Annotated in this window: 13 protein-coding genes; 7 read left to right on the forward strand and 6 right to left on the reverse strand. The window is 70.1% G+C overall.

Features of this window, described 5'->3' with window-relative positions; all coding sequences use genetic code 11:
- Window positions 1–613: 613 nt before the first annotated feature.
- The 3 genes from ACN469_RS16005 to ACN469_RS16015 are packed head-to-tail and all read left to right on the forward strand — an operon-like array spanning window position 614 to window position 6,703.
- Window positions 614–1,813 (forward strand): HlyD family secretion protein, encoded by a 1,200-nt coding sequence (locus tag ACN469_RS16005; protein WP_498768797.1) that lies wholly within the window; start codon window positions 614–616, stop codon window positions 1,811–1,813.
- A gap of 4 nt (window positions 1,814–1,817) precedes the next feature.
- On the forward strand, window positions 1,818–4,517 hold the full coding sequence (locus ACN469_RS16010; RefSeq protein WP_498768799.1) for an ATP-binding cassette domain-containing protein: 2,700 nt from the start codon (window positions 1,818–1,820) through the stop codon (window positions 4,515–4,517).
- 17 nt (window positions 4,518–4,534) lie between these two features.
- Window positions 4,535–6,703 carry an ATP-binding cassette domain-containing protein gene (locus ACN469_RS16015; protein WP_498768801.1) on the forward strand — a complete coding sequence of 723 codons (2,169 nt, stop codon included), beginning with the start codon at window positions 4,535–4,537 and terminating at the stop codon, window positions 6,701–6,703.
- Between the two features lie 738 nt (window positions 6,704–7,441).
- Here ACN469_RS16015 and ACN469_RS16020 read toward each other — a convergent pair.
- A complete protein-coding gene (locus tag ACN469_RS16020) occupies window positions 7,442–9,241 on the reverse strand; it encodes a hypothetical protein (protein WP_498768803.1) in 1,800 nt (599 codons plus the stop codon).
- Window positions 9,242–9,447: 206 nt separating this feature from the next.
- A complete protein-coding gene (locus ACN469_RS16025; RefSeq protein ID WP_498768805.1) occupies window positions 9,448–10,971 on the reverse strand; it encodes a cytochrome-c peroxidase in 1,524 nt (507 codons plus the stop codon).
- Window positions 10,972–11,698: 727 nt separating this feature from the next.
- On the opposite strand from ACN469_RS16025, the gene ACN469_RS16030 reads away from it, so the two are divergent.
- Complete coding sequence (locus ACN469_RS16030) at window positions 11,699–12,526, forward strand: hypothetical protein (protein ID WP_498768806.1); 828 nt, start codon at window positions 11,699–11,701, stop codon at window positions 12,524–12,526.
- A gap of 94 nt (window positions 12,527–12,620) precedes the next feature.
- Window positions 12,621–14,018 carry a di-heme oxidoreductase family protein gene (locus ACN469_RS16035; protein ID WP_498768808.1) on the forward strand — a complete coding sequence of 466 codons (1,398 nt, stop codon included), beginning with the start codon at window positions 12,621–12,623 and terminating at the stop codon, window positions 14,016–14,018.
- Between the two features lie 23 nt (window positions 14,019–14,041).
- Here ACN469_RS16035 and ACN469_RS16040 read toward each other — a convergent pair whose 3' ends face one another.
- Both ACN469_RS16040 and ACN469_RS16045 read right to left on the reverse strand, forming a co-directional pair.
- Window positions 14,042–14,548: a hypothetical protein gene (locus tag ACN469_RS16040; RefSeq protein WP_498768810.1), complete on the reverse strand. Its 507-nt coding sequence runs from the start codon at window positions 14,546–14,548 to the stop codon at window positions 14,042–14,044.
- A gap of 3 nt (window positions 14,549–14,551) precedes the next feature.
- Window positions 14,552–15,172, reverse strand: coding sequence for a hypothetical protein (locus ACN469_RS16045; protein WP_498768812.1), 621 nt, complete (start codon window positions 15,170–15,172; stop codon window positions 14,552–14,554).
- 200 nt (window positions 15,173–15,372) lie between these two features.
- Between ACN469_RS16045 and ACN469_RS16050 the strand changes: the two genes are divergently transcribed.
- Entirely contained in the window at window positions 15,373–16,140 is a 768-nt protein-coding gene (locus ACN469_RS16050; protein WP_498768813.1) for an RNase H family protein, read from the forward strand.
- On the opposite strand, the gene ACN469_RS16055 is transcribed toward ACN469_RS16050, so the two are convergent.
- On the reverse strand, window positions 16,125–17,105 hold the full coding sequence (locus ACN469_RS16055) for a class I SAM-dependent methyltransferase (RefSeq protein WP_498768815.1): 981 nt from the start codon (window positions 17,103–17,105) through the stop codon (window positions 16,125–16,127). The two genes, ACN469_RS16050 and ACN469_RS16055, sit on opposite strands and share 16 nt — an antisense overlap.
- Before the next feature lie 219 nt (window positions 17,106–17,324).
- On the opposite strand from ACN469_RS16055, the gene ACN469_RS16060 reads away from it, so the two are divergent.
- The gene (locus tag ACN469_RS16060) at window positions 17,325–18,194 is read left to right on the forward strand and encodes a hypothetical protein (RefSeq protein WP_498768816.1); all 870 of its coding nucleotides are present in this window, start codon (window positions 17,325–17,327) and stop codon (window positions 18,192–18,194) included.
- A 41-nt stretch (window positions 18,195–18,235) separates the two neighbouring features.
- Here the strand turns inward: ACN469_RS16060 and ACN469_RS16065 are convergent, their stop codons facing one another.
- Window positions 18,236–19,132 carry a DMT family transporter gene (locus ACN469_RS16065; protein WP_498768818.1) on the reverse strand — a complete coding sequence of 299 codons (897 nt, stop codon included), beginning with the start codon at window positions 19,130–19,132 and terminating at the stop codon, window positions 18,236–18,238.
- Window positions 19,133–19,210: the final 78 nt, after the last annotated feature.

The following is a 19,210-nucleotide window of genomic DNA, read 5'->3' on the forward strand; positions in this document are numbered from 1 at the left end:
GGGAGCGACCCCATACACACCTGGAGTAGAATCATTAAAAATCGATGAAAATTGGGAGTCAAGCCTTCGACAGAAAAACCCGTCATTCCCTTTAGATCCGCATACTTGTAGATTTCGACTAAATTATCGAAACACGAGAATGACCCAGGGTCCTGAAATCCCCCAGGTCGGGTGTTCTCGTGGAGCCCGGGGCGCGTGTCGCGGCGTGAGACACACGCGGGGCGCCTCACGGTTCCGCCTACGTGGAGACCGCATCACGCCGCGCGTCGCAAGACCTTTAAAACATGTTTTCACGCACAGGATTGCCCGCTCCACGGAATCGGAATCGCCCGGACAACCCTTGACCGGCTGGCGGGGCGCGTGGCCACACCGACGGCTCCAGGTCCGCGTGGGCTGTCCATTCGCGGCGTGGAGAAACTGAATCACTCACCAGGAGCAAGACGTCGCGGCTCGAGTCCCGGGTTCGCGGTGGCCCTCAACGGCGAGGGGGCCTCGGCGTCAGCCCGCCGGGCGATGATGGGGGCCAGGCTCCGGTCGATGCTCCGGAGTCCTTCGGGGAGTCGGTCGGTCAACGGTGATGAGGTAGGCTTCGTCCATGCGAGTTGGTGAAGGAATGTTCCCGCGCACCATGCGCGCGCTGGTGCGGGGACGAGGGCGCTCGGCGCTCTGGTTGTTGCCGGTGGGGTTGTTCGCCGTCTGGGGCGGCTGGTTCGTCCGGGCGCGCATCACGGTCTACGAGCCCAGCGTGCAGGCGCGGCTGGAGGTGCACCGGGAGGTCTACGCCGTCGACGCTCCCGTGGACGGGCGGCTGGTGAAGACGCGGGTGGAGCTGCACCGGCAGGTCCGCGCGGGCGAGGTGCTCTTCGAGCTGGCGCATGAGCAGGAGGCGCGCCTGCTCGCGGAAGCCGAGGCCCTGCTCCAGGGCGTGGGGCCGCAGCTGGTGGCGGCGCGCGCGGAGCTGGACGCCGAGCAGAGCGCGCTGCAGGCCCAGCAGGAGCGCGGCGCGGCGGGCGTGGACGAGGCGCGCGCCCGGCTCGCGGAGGCGGAGGCGCTGGCGCGGCGGGCCCAGGAGGAGAAGACGAGCACCGAGCAGCTCTTCTCGCGGCAGCTGGTGAGCGAGTCGGAGTGGAGCCGGGTGCGCACGGAGCTGGAGCGGGCGCAGGCGGTGGAGCAGGCCACGCGGGCGGGGCTGACGCGCGTGAAGATGGACGGCACCATGCAGACCACCGAGCGGCGCATCCGCGTCGCGGCGCTGCGGCGGCAGATCGCCGAGCTGGAGTCGGGGGAGAACGTGGCGCGCGCCTCCGTGGAGCGGCTGCGCGATGAGCTGGAGCGCCGGGTGGTGAAGGCGCCCGCGGACGGCATCCTCGGGGAGACCAGCTCGGTGCGCGTGGGCACGCAGGTGAGGGCCGGGGACCGCATCGCCACCGTCGTCGCGGGCGGGGACGTGCGCGTCGTCGCGCAGCTGTCCCCCGCCACGGCGCTGGGCCGGGTGCGCGCCGGTCAGCGCGCGCGGATGAAGCTGGAGGGCTTCTCCTGGACGGAGTTCGGCATGGTGCAGGCCACGGTGGTGGCGGTGGCGAGCGAGGCCCGGGACGGGATGGTGCGCGTGGAGCTGTCCGTGGACGAGATGCCGGTGGGAATCCCCCTGGAGCATGGGCTGCCGGGCACGGTGGACGTCGCCGTGGAGGAGGCCACGCCGCTGCGGCTGGTGCTGCGGGCGCTGGGTCGAGGCCTGGAGGCGCCCGCGCGTTCGCGCCCGCTGCCGCCGCGCTCGCCCCGGGAGCTGGAGATGTCGAGGGGTGGGGGCTGAAGCCATGGCGAGCACACGCAAGCTGCTCATCCCCGAGGTCATCCAGACCTCCGCCATGGACTGCGGTCCGGCGGCCCTCAAGGCGCTGTTCGACGGCTTCGGCATGTCGGTCAGCTACGGCCGTCTGCGCGAGGCCTGCCAGACGGACATCGACGGGACGTCCATCGACGTGCTGGAGGAGCTGGCCGGCAAGCTGGGCCTGGACGCGACGCAGGTCGTCCTCCCCCGGGACCAGGTGCTGATGCCGGAGACGAAGGCCCTGCCCGCGCTCGCGGTGGTGCGCCTGGCGGACAGCAACCTGCACTTCATCGTCATCTGGCGGCGGTGGGGCAACCTGGTGCAGATCATGGACCCCGCGCTGGGACGGCGCTGGGTGTCCGTGGACGAGCTGATGGACCGGCTCTACGTCCACGCCCTGCCCGTCCCGGCCGAGGGCTTCCGGGAGTGGGCTGGCACGGACGAGTTCCTCGCGGGCATGCGCCTGCGGCTGGAGGCGCTCTCCGACAAGGCGCTCGCGGAGCGGCTGCTCGCGGAGGCCCTGGCGGACGCGACGTGGAAGGGCGTGGCCTGCCTGGACGCGGCGACGCGGATGGTGCAGACGCTGGTGGAGGGAGGCGGTGTCCAGCGGGGCGAGGCCTCCGCCCGCTTCCTGGAGCAGCTGCTGCGCGAGGTGCGCGTCGCGCTCGAGGAGGGGCGCGCGGAGACGGTCATCCCCAACTCCTACTGGACGGCGCTGGGGCCCGCCGACGCGGAGGAGGTCACCCTGCGCGGCGTGGTGGGAATCCTGGCCCGGGGCAAGAAGACGGAGCGCGCCGAGGACGAGCCGCCCCTGTCCGCGGAGCTCCAGGCGGCCCTGAGCGAGCCCCCCACCCGGCCGCTGCGGGAGCTGGTGGCGCTGATGCGCAAGGACGGCGTGCTGGCGCCCTCCGTGCTCGCGGCCATCGCCCTGACGGCCGCCGTGGGCGGGTTCCTGGAGGCGCTCCTCCTGCGCGGCATCATCGACGCGGGGCGCTACCTCACCACCCAGGAGCAGCGGCTGGCGGGCATCGTGACGCTGCTGATGCTGATGGGGATGCTCTTCTTCCTGGAGCTGCCCCTGTCGCTGGGGACGCTGCGGCTGGGCCGGCGGCTGGAGCTGCGCCTGCGGCTGGCGTTCCTCGACAAGATTCCCCGCCTGGGAGACCGCTACTTCAAGAGCCGGCTGGTCTCCGACATGGCGCAGCGCTGCCACGGCATCCACCAGGTGCGCAGCGTGCCGACCATGGCCGTGGGCGTGCTGCGTGCCACCTCGGAGCTGCTCGTCACCCTGGCCGGCCTGACGTGGCTGGCCCCCGGCAGCGCCCCGCTCATCATCATCGGCGGAGGGCTGGCGCTCGCCGTCCCGCTGATTGCCCAGCGCTCGCTGCTGGAAGCGGACCGGCGGATGCGCGACTTCGACGGCGTGCTGTCGCGCTTCTATCTGGACGCCATGCGCGGGGCGGTGGCCCTGAGGGCCCACCGCGCGGAGCTGACGCTGCGCCGGGCACATGAGGAGCCGCTGCACGAGTTCGTCCGCGCCGCGCGCACGCTGCTCGGCCGGGGCATCCTCACCGACACCATCGCCACCATGGTCGCCACGGGCGGCTCGGTGGCCATCGTCCTGCACGCCGTGTCCCAGGGCATCCAGCCCGGCGCGGTGCTGCTGCTCGTCTACTGGGCGCTCGCCGTGGCCACCCTGGGCAAGCAGCTCGCGGACGCGCTGCGCCAGTACCCCGCCGCGTCGTCGCTCACCGCGCGCCTCATGGAGCCCTTGCTGACGCCCGACGAGGTGGGCGCGGGGCTGGAGACGGCCGCGGACGTGGACGCCCGGGCCGCGACGGGGGGCGTGGGCTTCAAGCTCCAGCAGGTGGAGGTCAAGGCCGCGGGCTTCACGGTGCTGCAGGGAATCGACATGACGGTGAAGCCCGGGGAGCACGTGGCCATCGTCGGCCCCTCGGGCGCCGGCAAGTCGTCGCTGGTGGGCATCCTCCTGGGCTGGCACCGGCCGTCATCGGGGCGGGTGGAGGTGGACGGGGCGCCCCTGGAGGGCCAGGTGCTGGCGCGGCTGCGGCGGCAGACGGCCTGGGTGGAGCCCGAAGTCACGCTGTGGAACAAGTCGCTGGTGGACAACCTGGCGTACGGCGTGGAGACGGCGGATGTGCTGCCCCGCGTGGGACAGGCCCTGCGCTCCGCGGACCTCATCGAGTTCCTCGACAAGCTCCCCCACGGCCTGCAGACGAAGCTGGGCGAGGGCGGCAGCCTGCTGTCCGGAGGCCAGGGGCAGCGGGTGCGCCTGGGCCGGGCGCTTTTGCGTCCCGGGGTGCGGCTGGCCATCTTCGACGAGCCGTTCCGGGGCCTGGAGCGGGACCGTCGCGCGGCGCTGCTGGAGCGCTCCCGCGCGGAGCTGTCCGGCGCCACGCTCTTGTGCATCATGCATGACATCGCGGAGACGCTGACGTTCGACCGGGTGCTCGTCATCAAGGGCGGGCAGCTCGTGGAGGACGACCACCCGAAGCGGCTCGCCCAGCGCGAGGACTCCGTGTACCGCGCGCTGCTCGACGAGGAGGAGCAGATGCGCCGGGACCTGACCAGCCATGGCGGCTGGCGGCGGATGGTGCTGGACCACGGGCTGCTCAACGAAGAGCCCACCGAGGACGCGAAGGCGTCGCGCAAGGGGGCGGCGTGAGCGGCGTGGTGAAGGGGATGACCGAACGGAAGGCCGGGCCGCTGACGGGCGTGGCCTGGCCGATGAAGCGTGGCGCCGACGCGCTGGAGGCCCTGGCGCGCCGGGTGGGCCTGCCGCTGCCTCGCGCCTCGGTGCGGTTGATGGGCGCGGCGCCGGAGGACCCGAACCGGCTGGGCGAGTGGCTGGACGCGGCGGCCCAGGCCCAGGGGCTGGAGCTGGACCTGCACTACACGCGCCACGGCGAGGTGGAGAAGGCCATCCAGGGCGCCTCCCCCGCGCTGCTGGACGTCGTCACCGAAGAGGGCATCCACGTCGTCGCGCTCCTGCGCGTGTCCGCCTCCGGCGAGACGGCGCGCGTGCTCGCGCCCGACGAGACGGTCCGCGAGGTGCCCGTGAGCGAGCTGGCCGCCGCCGTGCAGGCGCTCGTCGAGGGCACGCAGGTGAACACCGTGGACAAGGTGCTCGCGGGGACAGGGCTGCGCGAGCCGCACCGGACGCTCGCCCGCCGCGCGCTGCTGGGCGCGCAGCTGGCCAACACGCACCTGGTCGCCGCGCGCACGTTGCGCCTGCCGCCCGGCGCGCGGCTCCTCCACCACCTGAAGGCGCTGTCGGCCCCGCCCCGGGTGATGCTCCTGCTGGTGCTGGCGGTGCTCATCCAGGTCTGCGTGCTCGCGAGCTGGTGGCTGATTGGCCAGGGCGCCTTCGAGGGGCAGCTGGACCAGGGCTGGCTGTGGGCCTGGGCGCTGATGGGCCTGACGGCGGTGCCGCTGCAAGCCGCGCTGGCGTGGACGCAGGGCACCCTGGCGCTGGACCTGTCCGCGCTGCTGCGCAGGCGGCTGCTGGCCGGAGCGCTCTCGCTGCCGGTGGACGAGGCGCGCCGAGGCGGCATCGGCGAGTACGTGGGGAGGACCTTCGAGAGCGCCGGCATGGAGCAGATGGTGCTGGCCGGCAGCTTCACCAGCATCCTCGCGGTGGTGGACCTGACGCTGGCGGCCAGCGTGACGCTGTCGGGCCCGGCGGGCTGGCTGGGGCTGGTGGCGCTGCTGGCCTTCTGCGCGCTCCTGGGCGTGCTCATCGCCCGGCAGACGGCGCTGTTCCGGGGCTGGACGGAGGCGCGCGTGGTGATGACGCACGCGCTCATCGAGCGGATGCTCGGCCACCGCACCCGTCTGGCGCAGGAGCAGCCGGCGCGCTGGCACGAGGAGGAGGACCAGGAGGTGGCGCGCTACTCGGACGCCTCCGAGGCCTGGGATGCGGGCACCGCGCGCATCGTCACGCTCGCGCGCAGGGGCGTGTTGCCGGTGGCCATCATCGCCACGCTGCCGAACGTGCTGGCCGGGGCCTCCACGGCGAGCATCGCGGTGGGCGTGGGCGCCGCGCTGCTGGGCGGCCGCGCGGTGATGTCCATGGCCATGGGCTCGCTGGCGCTCATCGGCTCGCGCGTGCTGTTCGCCGGCGTGCGCCCCATGCTGGACGCGGCCCGGCTCTCTGGCGCCGTGGGCTCGACGAAGGACGGCGAGGAAGGCGTGCCCCAGGTGGCGCCGATTGCCTCCACCGAGGCCCCGCCGAAGAGCCAGGCCCTGCTCGAGGTGCGCGACGTGTACTTCAAGCACCCGACCTCGCCGCGCGCGGTGCTGGAAGGGGCCTCGCTGTCCATCCGCCCCGGAGAGCGCGTGCTGCTGGAAGGGCCCTCCGGCTCCGGCAAGTCCACGCTCGCCTCCATCCTCACGGGCCTGCGGCGCCAGGGCTCCGGCGTGGTGCTGCTGCGCGGCCTGGACATGTCCACGTGGACGTCGGACGGCTGGGGCGCGCAAATCGCGGGCGCGCCCCAGTTCCACGAGAACCACGTGGTCTCCGGCACGCTGGCCATGAACCTGCTCCTGGGCCGCTCCTGGCCCCACACGCAGGACGACGTGAAGCTGGCGCGGGAGCTGTGCGAGGAGCTGGGCTTGGGCGAGCTGCTGCAGCGGATGCCCGCCGGAATCCTGCAGATGGTGGGCGAGCGCGGCTGGCAGCTCTCACACGGGGAGCAGAGCCGCATCTTCGTCGCGCGCGCCCTGCTTCAGCGCGTCCAGGTCGTCGTGCTCGACGAGGCGTTCGGCGCGTTGGACCCGGTGACGATGCGCAAGGTGATGAACTGCGTCAACGCGCGGGCGCCCACGCTCATCGTCATCGCCCACCCCTGACGGGGGGCTTCGCCCGTGGGGCCCTCGGGTCCCCGGGCGGGCGCTGCCGCCGCGGCGCGCTCCACCGTCGGAAACGACAACGGTCGCCAGCAGGCGGAAGCTCCGCCCACTGACGACCGAAGGACAAGCAATCAACCGTGAATCACAGCTCGGCGTAGTCGATGCTGATGCCACCGGGACCGCAACCGCGAGGACCGCCACGAACCTTGGTCTTGATCTTCATGTGTTTGCTCCGGGTGTGAGTCGTGTTGATGAGTCGGGGAGGAACTACTCCAGCACTTCGTAGCTGACACCACCGGGGCCACATCCGCGAGGACCACCACGAACCTTGGTCTTGATCTTCATGTGCTTGCTCCTGGTGAGGTGTTTGGATTTTTCAGCTACGAGACTGCTCAGACGGCGATGACGCCGCCGCCGCAGCCACGGGGACCGCCACGAACCTTGGTCTTGATCTGCATGTGCTTGCTCCTGGTCAGAGGTTCCGACTTCAGACTACGGGCACGACTCAGACGGCCTTGACGACGGCGCCACCGCAACCACGGGGACCGCCACGAACCTTGGTCTTGATCTGCATGTGCTCGCTCCTGGTTTTCGGGACAGCGACACCTAACGCGACAGTCACGACAACCGACGCATCGGCGCTCACCGATATAAGTCGGTGAAACAAGTCAGTCAAGCTACCCGGACCTGAAACATGAATGAATGTTCCCAGGTCCGGGAGTGAAACGTTGCGTCATTTCAGGCGGCGGCGGCGCGGGGCGTTACAGACGTGATTTTGACGGCCGCCACATTGCTTTCGAGGCCCACCCCCAGCTCCTCGCGAAAGACATCCAACAGGTAGGGCAGCACGCCAATCGTGGCGAAGCGCAACCGGTGGTGGATGGAGAGGTCCATGTTGGTGAAGTGCCGGTCCGGGTGCTGTCGCTGGAGCAGCGCATTCACCTCGCGCTGGACGTTCTCCAACGTGCCCACCGCGGAGCGCTCGATGGTGAGGTAGTCGGCCAGCGCGTCCGCCACGGCGTCGATGAGCTCGGGGCGCGAGCCCTCCGGCACCGGCGCGCGCTCGCGGAACAGCGTGCGCAGCGCCTCCGCCGTCTGGGCGTGCATCGCGTCCTTCGGCGGGGAGAAGACGTCGCTGATGTTCTGGAGCGCGTCCTCGGTGAAGCCACGCAGGCCGCGCTGGGCGCGGTCATACATCTCCACATAGCGGGCCTTGGCCCACTCACGCTGCACCAGCGTGTTCTGCCGGGTAGGAAGGATGACCTTCCAGTCCTTCTCGATGCGCTGCCGCAGCCGTCCCCAGCCGCTGTCCTCGGGCCCTTCGGCCTGCAACACCGCGTCACGGATGCGCTCGTAGGTGGCGCACATGTGGGCCCACAGGGTGAACTGGAGCGAGTAGAGCTGCAGGCCGCGCAGGCCGTAGTCGATGGCGGTGGGAATCTCCGCCAGCCACGACGGCTCCGGCAGCGGCTCGCCCGCCATGGGCTTGCCATCCAGCATCGTCTCGAAGAACTCGTCGACCATGTGCGGCGGGCCCGCGCAGACGCCACGCGTGGACAGGAAGTGGTTGTCGCGCTCCGTCAGGTGCAGCAGCGACGCCGGGCTGATGGGCGTCTCGTACGGCATGGGCTGCTCGGGCAGGAACATCAGGTAGATGCTCACCATGCGCACGCCGTCGGTGACGCGGAACACCGAGGACAGCACCGGGTCCAACGTCCCGTTGGGGATGGGGTCCTTGGCGCGCAGCAGCATCGACGACGGCAGCGCCAGCACCGCGCAGCTGAACGCGTGCAAATCACCGATGCGCCACTGGCCGTCCGGCAGCAGCGGATAGCGCTTCAGGAACGCGTCGCGCAGGATGAGCATCGCCTGGAGCGTGGGCTTCCAGTGCTTGGACATGGACTTCAGCGCCGTCACGTTCATCAGCGCGTCGTCCTTGAAGCGGCTGCCCGGGTACGGGCACATGCGCCACTCCGTCTCCATCCGCATGCGCATGGAGTCCGGGAAGACGTTGTTCTCGCCGATGTGCCGCCCCTCGGCATCCAGCGCCGCGTGCGCCGCGCGGTGCACGGGCAGCATCGCCTCCAGGAAGGCGAACTCCATGGGCCGGCCCACCAGCTGCTGCAGCACCCCTTCCGTGTCGGGGTTCCACCACATGGGCTCCGTGGGCGCGGGCCTCCGGGCCTCCGACGCCATCACCATCTTGTGGTAGTCCGTCTCGGGCGACAGCTTCGGCGCCTCGCGCGTCAGGATGTTCTCCGCGAGCAGCTGCTCGAGCAGCTCCTTGATGCGCTCCCAGGGATACGGCTCGCCGTTGCTCCAGCGCGTGGCCATCGCCGCCATGAACTGGTCCTGCTTGAGCAGGTTCTCACCGAAGGAGTGCAGGTCCGCCTCCTCGATGGAGATCTCCTTGAGCCCGTAATAGATGCGCAGCTCGTTCGTGCCCTCGGGCGTCTGGACGTACTCACTCATGAAGCGGCGCCGCATGGGCAGGTACAGCGTCTCATGCGGATCGATGGGCACGGCTTCCTCACTCATGCGACAACTCCTGGGAGAAACCTGTTGTTCAGACCTGACACCAAGGTCAGGAACTCTTCCACGGGGCCCCCAGAGCATCAAGCGAGCCCCGGGAGCCGAGACTTCCGTCCATTCTCGCGCGAGCCCTGACATCCCGCGCAAAGGGAAAAGCCACCCGGGGGCTTGATGTGCCCCACGGGTGGCTCTGATTCAGCACGAGCGTGCGACTAGCGGCAGACGCCCCGGCCGCCGCGGCCCGTGGCGGGCAGCGTCTCGCGGTTGGGGAACGGCAGCTCCGGGTGGTCGAACGGCGCGCGGTACGTGTAGACGCGGCAGTCGGTGAGCGCGTTGGAGAGGAAGTCCACCAGCGCGGAGCGGTCGCTCGCGCTGAAGACGCGCTCCTTGATGTCGAGCGACTTCTCCGGGTTGTTGAAGTCACCACCGCGCGCGTAGAAGTCCACCACGTCGTCGAGCGTGGGGTAGCCGCCGTTGTGGAAGTACGGCGCCGTCAGGCCCACGTTGCGCAGGGTGGGCGTCTTGAACGCGCCCATGTCGAACGGGGAGAGGCTGATGGAGTTGGGCACGCCGCCGAAGATGCCCAGGTCGCCGCGCGCCAGGTCGTCGTCGGTGGGGCGCACGCCGATGTTGTGGAAGCCCGTGTCGCCACCGTCCCGGTTGAGCGGGCCGGCGATTTCGTACCAGCTCATGGTCGCGTCGGACAGCATGGCGCCGGTGTGGCAGTTGACGCACTCGCCCTTGCCCACGAACACGTTGAGGCCCTTGAGCTGCTTGTTCGTCAGCGCACCCAGGTTGCCCTGCAGGAAGCTGTCGAAGGGCGTCTGGTCCGGGATGAGCGTGGCCTGGTAGGCCTGGAGCGCCTCGCCCCAGATGAGCGAGAAGACGTTGACGGAGATGTTGGCCAGCGCGTCACCGAAGGCGTCGCGGATGAGCCGGTCATACGTGCACGGCGCGCCGTTGCAGAGGAGACCCGGGCCGTTGGGGTTGGCCAGCTGCCCCAGCACGCTGTCCGTGGTGGAGACGCGCTGGTGCTGCATCGGCTGGCGCACGGCCAGCTTGGCGCCCAGGCTCTCGGGGCCGAGCAGCTGGCGACCGGAGCACGACTGCTCGGAGAAGTTCGTCACGGGGCCGGTGGCCTGGGACGCGAGCGACGCGTTCTCCATGCGCACCAGGAAGCCCTGGGTGTTGTTGTCGGTGAAGCCCCAGATGTTCACACCGTTGAAGAAGTGGTTGGCCTCGCCGCCCCAGAACTGGTTGCGGTAGAAGCCGGAACCCAGGACGGACGGGCTGTGGCGCGGGCCCACCAGCCGGTGCTCGTTGAACGGAGCCGCGGGCAGCACCAGACAGGAGTCCGCCGCGACGGTGGGGTCCGGGTCCAACTCCAGGAACAACGCGCGCAGCGGGCCCTGCGAGCCGATGCGGTCGTCGCTCGTAATCTTGGCCAGGGCGAACGTCTCACCGGGGCCGGAGATGCTGTCGAAGACGTTGTCGAAGCCCGGGTGCACGGTGTTGACGCGGCGGTCGTCCGCGCCGCCCGCGAAGTGACAGCTCGCGCACGCCGTCTGGCCGTCGCCGCTCGTCTGGATATCCCAGAAGAAGACCTTGCCCAGACGGATGGCCGCGGCCTTGTTGATGATGCGGCTGCCCACCACCTGCGGCACCGGCTCATACGACAGCGGTCGCAAGGAGGACGCCGCCACGCGGTCCAGCAGCGCCTGCGCGTCGACACCCACCTCTTCCGTCTCCGCGGGAGTGGGCTTGAGAGGCTCGGCCTGTCCCGCTGGCTCACATGCCGAGAGGGATACCGCGAGAACAGACGAGAAAAGGCCGCGATTGAGCAGACGGACACCGCGGGACAACGACGAACGAGCCATGGGAATGCCCCCTTCTCAGAGCGTCAGGACCTGTATGAGGTTGGCGGAATCACCAGTGTCTCCAGTCTGACAGACAGTTTTATACCGGTTCCGCATTATTCCTGTCCAGGCGGCCTCGACCCAGGGGGCACCTTCCAGTCTCAGCGTAAAAGCGGCGTTCTTCCTCCTTCGCTCGTAGAACTGACCTGACAGGGAGGGCGCACTAAGCCAGATGGCGCAACCTGTCCAAATTCGCGGTTTTCGCCATCTTGACAATGATTCTTGGAATCGAAATCAGCCAATACCCAGACAGCTTCGAGCACATACAACACGCACTGAACGTGTCAATGTCACGCTCGGTCAACCCGCTGTAGCATGAAGCGATACATTCAACTCCGGGCTGTGACGGCACACGCTACAGAGGGGGAGCTCGCGGGGACTCAAATCCTGGCTGATACAGAGGAGGTGAAACATGCGGGCGGGCTTTGGCCTGCGGGGTGCAAGGGGATGGCTCGCCGCCGGAAGGAAAGCATTCGGGCTGGGCCGGCACCGGATGCAGTGGTCTTCGGCGGAGCAGATCCTCCCCATTCAAGAGGTAGGTAAATCCATGCGGTTGAAGATGATGGGCCGTTTTTTCGCGGCGGCGCTTCTGAGCGTGATGTCGGGTTGTCAGGGCGAGGAGCCCACGACGACGGACGGTGACGTGGCCACTCAGGAGGCCGGTGCTGAGACGAAGTGCACGCAGCGCTTCGATGGCATCAACAGCTGCGCGCTGGGCAATGCGCAGCTGTCGGCGACGGAGAAGGGCCTGGCGGTGACGGGCCTGCGCAGCGCGAAGACGGACGGCGTCGCCAGCAGCTTCGCCCGGGCGGCGAGCTGGTCGCAGGCGTCGGAGATCAAGTTCGGCAGCACCTCGGGCGTGCTGCAGCTGGACGCGCGCTCGGGCGACCAGGTGGTCAGCACCCTGCGCGTGACGCCGGGTCGTGAGGCGAACAGCGCGTTCATCACCCCGACGTTCAGCGGCGCGCCGGGCGGCTCCAACTACCGGATGAACGTGTACCGCGAGGGCGTGCTCCAGGGCTCGTCCACCAACACGGCCAACCGGATGATCGTCTTCAACAACTGGCGGGACTTCATCCGCTGGCTGGTGGCGTACGCGGACTTCTTCGAGCTGGACATCATCTGGAACAAGACCGGCGAGAAGCCCACCGCTCCGGAAAACGTGGGCGCGTGCGGCTGGCGCCTGCGCACCGACGGCTCCACCTTCTCGGTGACGCTGGATGACGGCAAGGTCCTCACCGGTGACTCCGTGGAGTTCATCGAGCAGATCGAGGACGGCCACTACCCGTACAACGGCTTCACGGGCATCGACGTGAAGGCGACCGCGCAGGGCATCAACATCCTGAGCGAGTCCACCAAGGCGGCGGCGAAGTAGCCGTCCCGCCCGTGCCTCGCGCACGGGCACCCCACCGGGCGGGAGTCGTGCTTTCCCGCCCGGTGTTGTTTCCCGCCTCCCTGGAGACACCTCGATGAGCCGGCGGCTGTACCTGTTGGGCATCCCCCTTGGAGCCCTGCTGCTCACCGCGGTGTGGGCGCAGACGGGGCGTCGTCCCCTGCCCCCGCCCCTGGTGCTGGGACAGCTCGACCTCGCCCTGGAGCCGGACGAGGAGCTGCCCGGTGGCGCCGCCACGGTGACGGACACGGGGCGCAATGCCTTCGGCCGCTCGCCGCCGAACATGGACCGCTCGCGGTGGCCGGAGTTCCACCTGGGCAAGCGCGTCTTCGACCGCGACTGGAGTGACCCTGGCCATGGCCCCGGACTGGGCCCGCTCTTCAGCTCCAACTCCTGCATGGGCTGCCACGTGAAGGACGGGCGCGGGCGCCCTCCCCTCGCGCCCACCGAGCCCCTGGTGTCGATGGCCTTCCAGCTCGGCTCCCGCGCGGGTCCCGGACCGCATCCGGTGTATGGCGAGCAGCTCGACCTCCACCAGCTCGGCCAGCCCCAAGGCGAGGGAACCGTCGAGGTGAGCCACGAGGAGCTGAGCGGCACGTTCTCCACCGGAGAGACCTACGAGCTCTTGCGCCCCCGCTACCGCTTCAAGGACCTGACGCGCGGTCCGCTGGAGGACGGCACGCCCTTCTCCCCCCGCGTGGCTCCAGCCAACTTCGGACTGGGGCTGTTGGAGGCCATCCCCGAGCAGGCCCTGCTGGCGCTGACGGACCCCGAGGACCGGGACGGCGACGGCATCTCCGGGCGCTCCAACCAGGTGGAGGACGTGAAGGAGCGTCGCTCCCGGATGGGCCGCTTCGGGTGGAAGGCCAACCAGCCCACGCTGCTCCAGCAGGTGACGCACGCGCTGGTGGCGGACATGGGGCTGACGAACGAGGTGTATCCCCACGCCCAGGAGCCCGAGGGCGCCCCGGTGGCCGCCGCCGCGCCCGACGTGAAGGACTATGATTTGGAGCGGCTCGTCTTCTACACGCGGCTGTTGGCCGTGCCGAAGCGACGGGACTGGGACTCGCCCGGTGTGCTGCGTGGCAAGGCGGTGTTCCGCGCCATCGGCTGCGGCTCCTGCCACGTGGACCGCCCCTTCGAGACAGAGGAGGTCCCCGGCTTCCCGGAGCTGTCGCGCCAGCGCATCTTCCCGTACTCGGACCTGCTGCTGCACGACATGGGCGAGGGCCTGGCGGACGGACGCCCTGACGGGCTGGCCACCGGCCAGGAGTGGCGCACCCCGCCCCTGTGGGGCATCGGCCTGACGCAAACGGTGAGCGGCCACACGCGCTTCCTGCACGACGGCCGCGCCCGGAACCTGGAGGAGGCCGTGTTGTGGCACGGCGGAGAGGCCGCGCCCGCGCAGGAGCGCTACACGCGGCTGCTCCTGGAGGACCGCGAGGCCCTGCTGGCGTTCCTCGGCTCGCTCTGATGCGCGGTTGAGGCCCGGGACGCTCAGCGCGTCTGATTCACGCGCCGCAGCCCCAGCCACAGGGAGACCGACAGGGCGGGCAGCGCGAGCAGGTCCGTGACATCCATCGTGTGAGCCACCGGCGCCACGCCCGGAATCACCCGCCCCGACAGCCCCGCCCACGCCGCGCGCACCGGCCACTGCAACGTGCCGAGCCCCCAGCGCCAGCAGTCCCCGGCGGGCTCGAACACCTTGATGGCGGTGAAGACCAGCGCCGTCAGCACCAGGCACGTGGTCAGCACCGCGCGAGACGGCTGGAAGGCCCGGGCACCGCGCGCGACGGACTGCTCCCAGAGCCCCTGGAGCAGGAGCGGGAACATGGCCAGCCCCGCGACGTCCGACAGCTTCCCCGTCCACCACGACGGCCAGCGGGCCTTCAACACGTGGTCATTGAGCACCAGCACCAGCACCGCTCCGAACACGAGCGGATGCAGCAGCGTGTCGCCCGGCACGGGCCGCGCCGGAGCGGAGGTGGAGACGGAGGCGCGCACGCCTCAGCGAGTCCCCACGAGGACCTCGAGCCCATCCGGCGCCGAGTCCTCCGAGTCGTCGATGCTCACCTCGGCCACCATGCGCCACTCCACGTCCACGGTGCCCCGGATGTCCTTCTCGGCCGCGCCCTGGAGCGTCAGCTCGAGCGTCGCGTCCCATTCACACGCCTGCTCCAACTGGCAGACGTCCCCATCCGACAGGGCCTCGAAGCTCACCGCACCCGCCTCTCCAGCGGTCAGCGGCGCGGAGGAGGCCACGTTGAAGGCGCGCGGACCGAAAACGAGCTTCGCCTCGATGACGGGCTGCTCCGTGGCGCCCGCCTCGTCCGGCGTCCACTTCGCGACGAGCGGCGCGCGCATCGTCACCCAGACCGTCTGCGTGGAGCCCCTCGGGACATGCACCTTCACCGGGAGGACCGCGCGGGCGGTGGGGGACGCATCCGACAGTTGAAGCGTGCCCGGCGGGGACTCGACGACAACGGGGGACGGGCCCGACATGGACGTGGCCACCGAGGCGACGCTCGCCACCAGCAGGGCGAAGCGCGCGGCCCACGCACGCGCACGCGAGGGGTGCGGCCAGGAGGAGCGCGGAGGACGTGGGGAGGCAGGATGCTCGGTCTGCATGGCGATGGCGGGCTTTCCCTCGGACACCCCGACCCATGGGCCCGAGCGGGGAGGGCCGAGAGCAAGCCACGTACCAGGGTGATGTACCAGAGCGGGAGTCCTTGGCTGGGCGTGGAATCACGACTTTCGTGTCAGCCCGAGGACGCCGGCGGCGCGAGTCCTCCTGGCAGGGCGAAGCCGGGGCCGCCTAGGGTGGCGGCATGAAGAGCCACGCCACGTTCGTCTTCGCCGACGGAGCCTGCTCCGGCAACCCGGGCCCGGGAGGCTGGGGCACCCTCATCGCCACGCCCGACGGGCAGGTGACGGAGCTGGGCGGCCACGAGCCGGAGACGACCAACAACCGGATGGAGCTGACGGCCGTGGGCAAGGCGCTGCGCCACCTGGAGGCGACGCCGGGGCCGCTGCACATCCACACGGACTCCACCTACGTGATTCAGGGCGCCACCCGCTGGGCGTTCGGCTGGAGCAAGCGAGGGTGGAAGACGGCCGACGGCAAGGAGGTGGCCAACACAATCTACTGGAAGCGGCTGATGGCGCTGCTGGCCCAGCGCAAGCAGACCCACTCGGGCGAGGCCGCCGCCGTGGAGTGGCACTACGTCCGCGGGCACGTGGGCGTGCCGGGCAACGAGCGGGTGGACGCCATCGCCGTCTCCTTCTCTCGCGGCAAGGGCATGCGGCTCTACACCGGCTCGCTCGTCGGCTACGACGTGGACGTGTACGACGTGCCCGAGGACACGTCCCTGCCGCCGGAGAAGCCCCGGGAGGAGCAGGGCAAGAAGGCCAAGGCGCACTCGTACCTGAGCCAGGTGGGCCGCAGCGTGAAGCGCCACTCGACGTGGGCCGCGTGCGAGCGACGGGTGAAGGGCGTGTCCGATGCCCGCTTCAAGAAGACGAAGAGCGAAGAGGACGAGGCGCAGGTGCTGGCGGACTGGGGCGTCAAGCCCGAGGACGTTCAGGCCGAGGACTGACCCGGGCCGCGCACCGCCGTGAGCAGCAAGTCGTACTTGCCGCCGACGAACGTGCGGAAGCCGTGCTGGTGCAGGTAGCGGCGATAGAACGAGAGGTCCTTCACCAACAGGGAGAGGTCGGGCTCGCGCAGGTTGCGCACGCGGGCGCCGTAGACGACCTCCCCGTCGCGGAAGCGGGAGTTGGGGAAGCCGAGCACCAGCGTCGCCTCGGGCTCCAGGTGCTCCTGCACCAGCGTGCGCAGGAGCGCGTGGTCATCCACGCCAGGGCTCTGCAGCGTGCCCACGGAGACCACCAGGTGGAAGCGGCCCAGTCCCTCTGGAAGCGCGTTGAGGTCGGCGACGAGGAAGGAGTGACGCGCGTCGGGGAAGCGGGCCCGCGCTTCAGAGAGCGCGCTGGCGCTGTGGTCCACGCCGACGAAGGTGACCTCCGGCGCGCCCTCCACCCAGGCGAAGGCCGCGAGTTCGTCTCCGCGATTGACGCCCAGGTCCAGCACCCGTGCGCCCTCGGGCAGGCGGACCCGGCCCAGCGCCTCCAGCCAGGGCAACAGGAAGCCCGCGTCCTCCAGCTTGCGCACGCGCGCGAAGGCGGAGTCCGCGCCGTAGCGCTCCTGGGGTGACGCCGCCTCGGAGTCGGAAGACGCGCCGCCCGCGTGCCAGGGCGCCTCGGCGCCCAGGGGCTCGAAGGTGAGCGAGACATGGGTGTCGTCAACGCCGCGTGGCGTGAGCAGGCGACACGCCAGGCCCTCCGCCAGGTCACACCAACTCCTCAGCGGACGGTGCACCAGTCCCTGTCCCGGCCCCACGCGCTCCCCCGGGTAACAGCCCCGGCCCAGGTCCGGGTCCGGCACTTCGATTCGCACCCTGCCCTCTCCCACGAGCGTCGCCTTCAGGTGGCGCAGGATGAGGACGAGCGGCTCGTCATGGAAGCGGCGCGGAGGGACGGGGACTTCGGTGGGGCGGGCCATCGCGCCGCGAGACTACCCCCCTTCGCGGGAAGCGCCAGGACCCGCGCAATGACAGAGCGACTCCCATCCCCGCCGCAATCCCATACACCGGCCCCTGTCGAACTCGGGGTCCGTGAAACACGGCGCGGCGTGTCCACTGTCTGACTTCTCCACATGACGCACGCGCTCGACGAAGCGCGCATTGACGACGGTGCGGTCTTTCCACTATTCCAGATTTACATGCGAAAACTGATTTTCACGAGTCTCGGCCTCCTCCTGTGGACGACCACCGCCTGCGGAGGCGCCAGCGAGGGCGCTGAGGACGCGCTGTCGACGCGGGAGCAGGCGGCCTTCGCCGGGGTGAATGGCGGCTACTGCCTGGTGAGCGGCTACAACTGCAAGCTGCAGGTGAACGGGGGCAACCGCGTTCCCACCAACGACCCGGCGGACGACAACTGGGGCCTCTCGACGGGGGTCGCCATCCGGGATGGCAACGGCACCGTGGTGGGGACGAACACGCGCACCAGCGCCGCCTTCAACTACGGTCAGACGCGCACGTTCGCCGGGGAGCTGCACGCCTTCGCGGTGTCGACGTCCAACTCGAGCGCGGGGTGGCTGCCCATCTCCAGCATCCTGGGCCGCACGTCCTTCGAGCAGAAGGTCGGCCACGTCTCGGCCCTGGGCGCGGCGCTGGACAAGCTGGGCTGCTACGCCGTGCGCAACTCACATGACCCGGTGCTGGAGCTCAAGAAGGTCGTCTATGACAGCGACGCGACGCACGAGCGCGCTGGAGACTACCTGCCGCTGGTGCGCGCCAACGGCGTGCGCTCGGTCAATCTGGCCTTCAACGTCCCGGGCATGGCGCTGGGCGGACCGGCGGTGGACCACTTCCCCGCGGGCACGAAGTTCCAGCGCCTGGACGTGCCCACGGAGCATGGCGTCCCCTCCATCGACATCCCCCTCTGGGTCCAGGACAGCGCGGGCCGCTACCGCCAGCAGTCAGGGGAGATGAAGTTCCTGTATGGCTATGTCATCGCGGCCACCACCGGAACCAAGCGCAACGGATGGATGGCCTACGACGCGCTCCAGGTCAGCTCCGGCTGTCCTTGAGCCACTCCGAGCCGAGCCGAGCCGGCCGGCGGCGGCCTTCGTCAAGAAGGCTTCCGCTGGCTCAGCGCGACGCTGCCCAGGATGAGCGCCCCCGCGGCGGCCATGGGGAGCGTCACCGGCTCGTCCAGCAGCAGCCACGCCCAGGCCACGCCGAACAGCGGCAGCAGGTACGTCACGGTGACGGCGCGAGGCGCGCCGAGGCGCTGGATGAGCCGGTAGTACAGCGCATACCCCGCCCCGGTGCAGAGCACGCCGAGCGTCACCGCCGACAGCCAGGACACGCCTCGGATGGGCTGGGAAGGCCAGGTGGCTACGGCGAACGGCAACGTCAGCAGCGCCGCGAAGCCCAGCGTGGCCGCGGCGACAGCGCCCGCCGGCAGGCCCGTGAGGTGCCGCCGCACCAGGTTCGCCGAGACGCCGTACAGGAAGGCCGCGGACACGCCCGCCGCCACCGCGAGGCCGGGGCTGGCTCCAGCAATCTTGCCGCTGGCCAGCACCACCACGCCCGCGAAGCCGATGACGAGCGCCACCGCCCGCCGCCCGCCGATGCGCTCGCCGTAGAAGAGGAAGGCCACCAGCGCGGTGAAGAGCACCGTCATGCTGTTGGCGATGGCGCTGATGCCCGCGGGCGCGCGCTGGGCGGCCCAGGCGAAGAGCGCGAAGGGCGCCGCCGCGTTGAGCGCGCCCACCAGCGCCAGCTTCGGCCAGAGCGAGGGGCGGAAGGCCGCTCGGTGGCGCAGCAGGAACGGCATCAGCACGAGCGACCCCAGCACCAGCCGCACCGAGACGAGCGGCAGGGCCCCGAAGTCCGGCGCGGCGATGCGCATGAACATGAAGGAGGAGCCCCAGATGGCCCCCAGCAACCCCAGCTCCAGCGGGGTGAGCCAGGCGCCGGACAGGGCGGGAACGACGGGACGGACAAGAGCAGGAGAGTTCATGGGACGGTCCACCAGGGTGACGCAAGGCACGAATCTGACGCCGGTCTGCCCTCTTTCTGCTCCCCGCTCCCTCCTGCC

This window comes from Corallococcus terminator, from assembly GCF_049194865.1.
Lineage (GTDB): Bacteria > Myxococcota > Myxococcia > Myxococcales > Myxococcaceae > Myxococcus > Myxococcus terminator_A.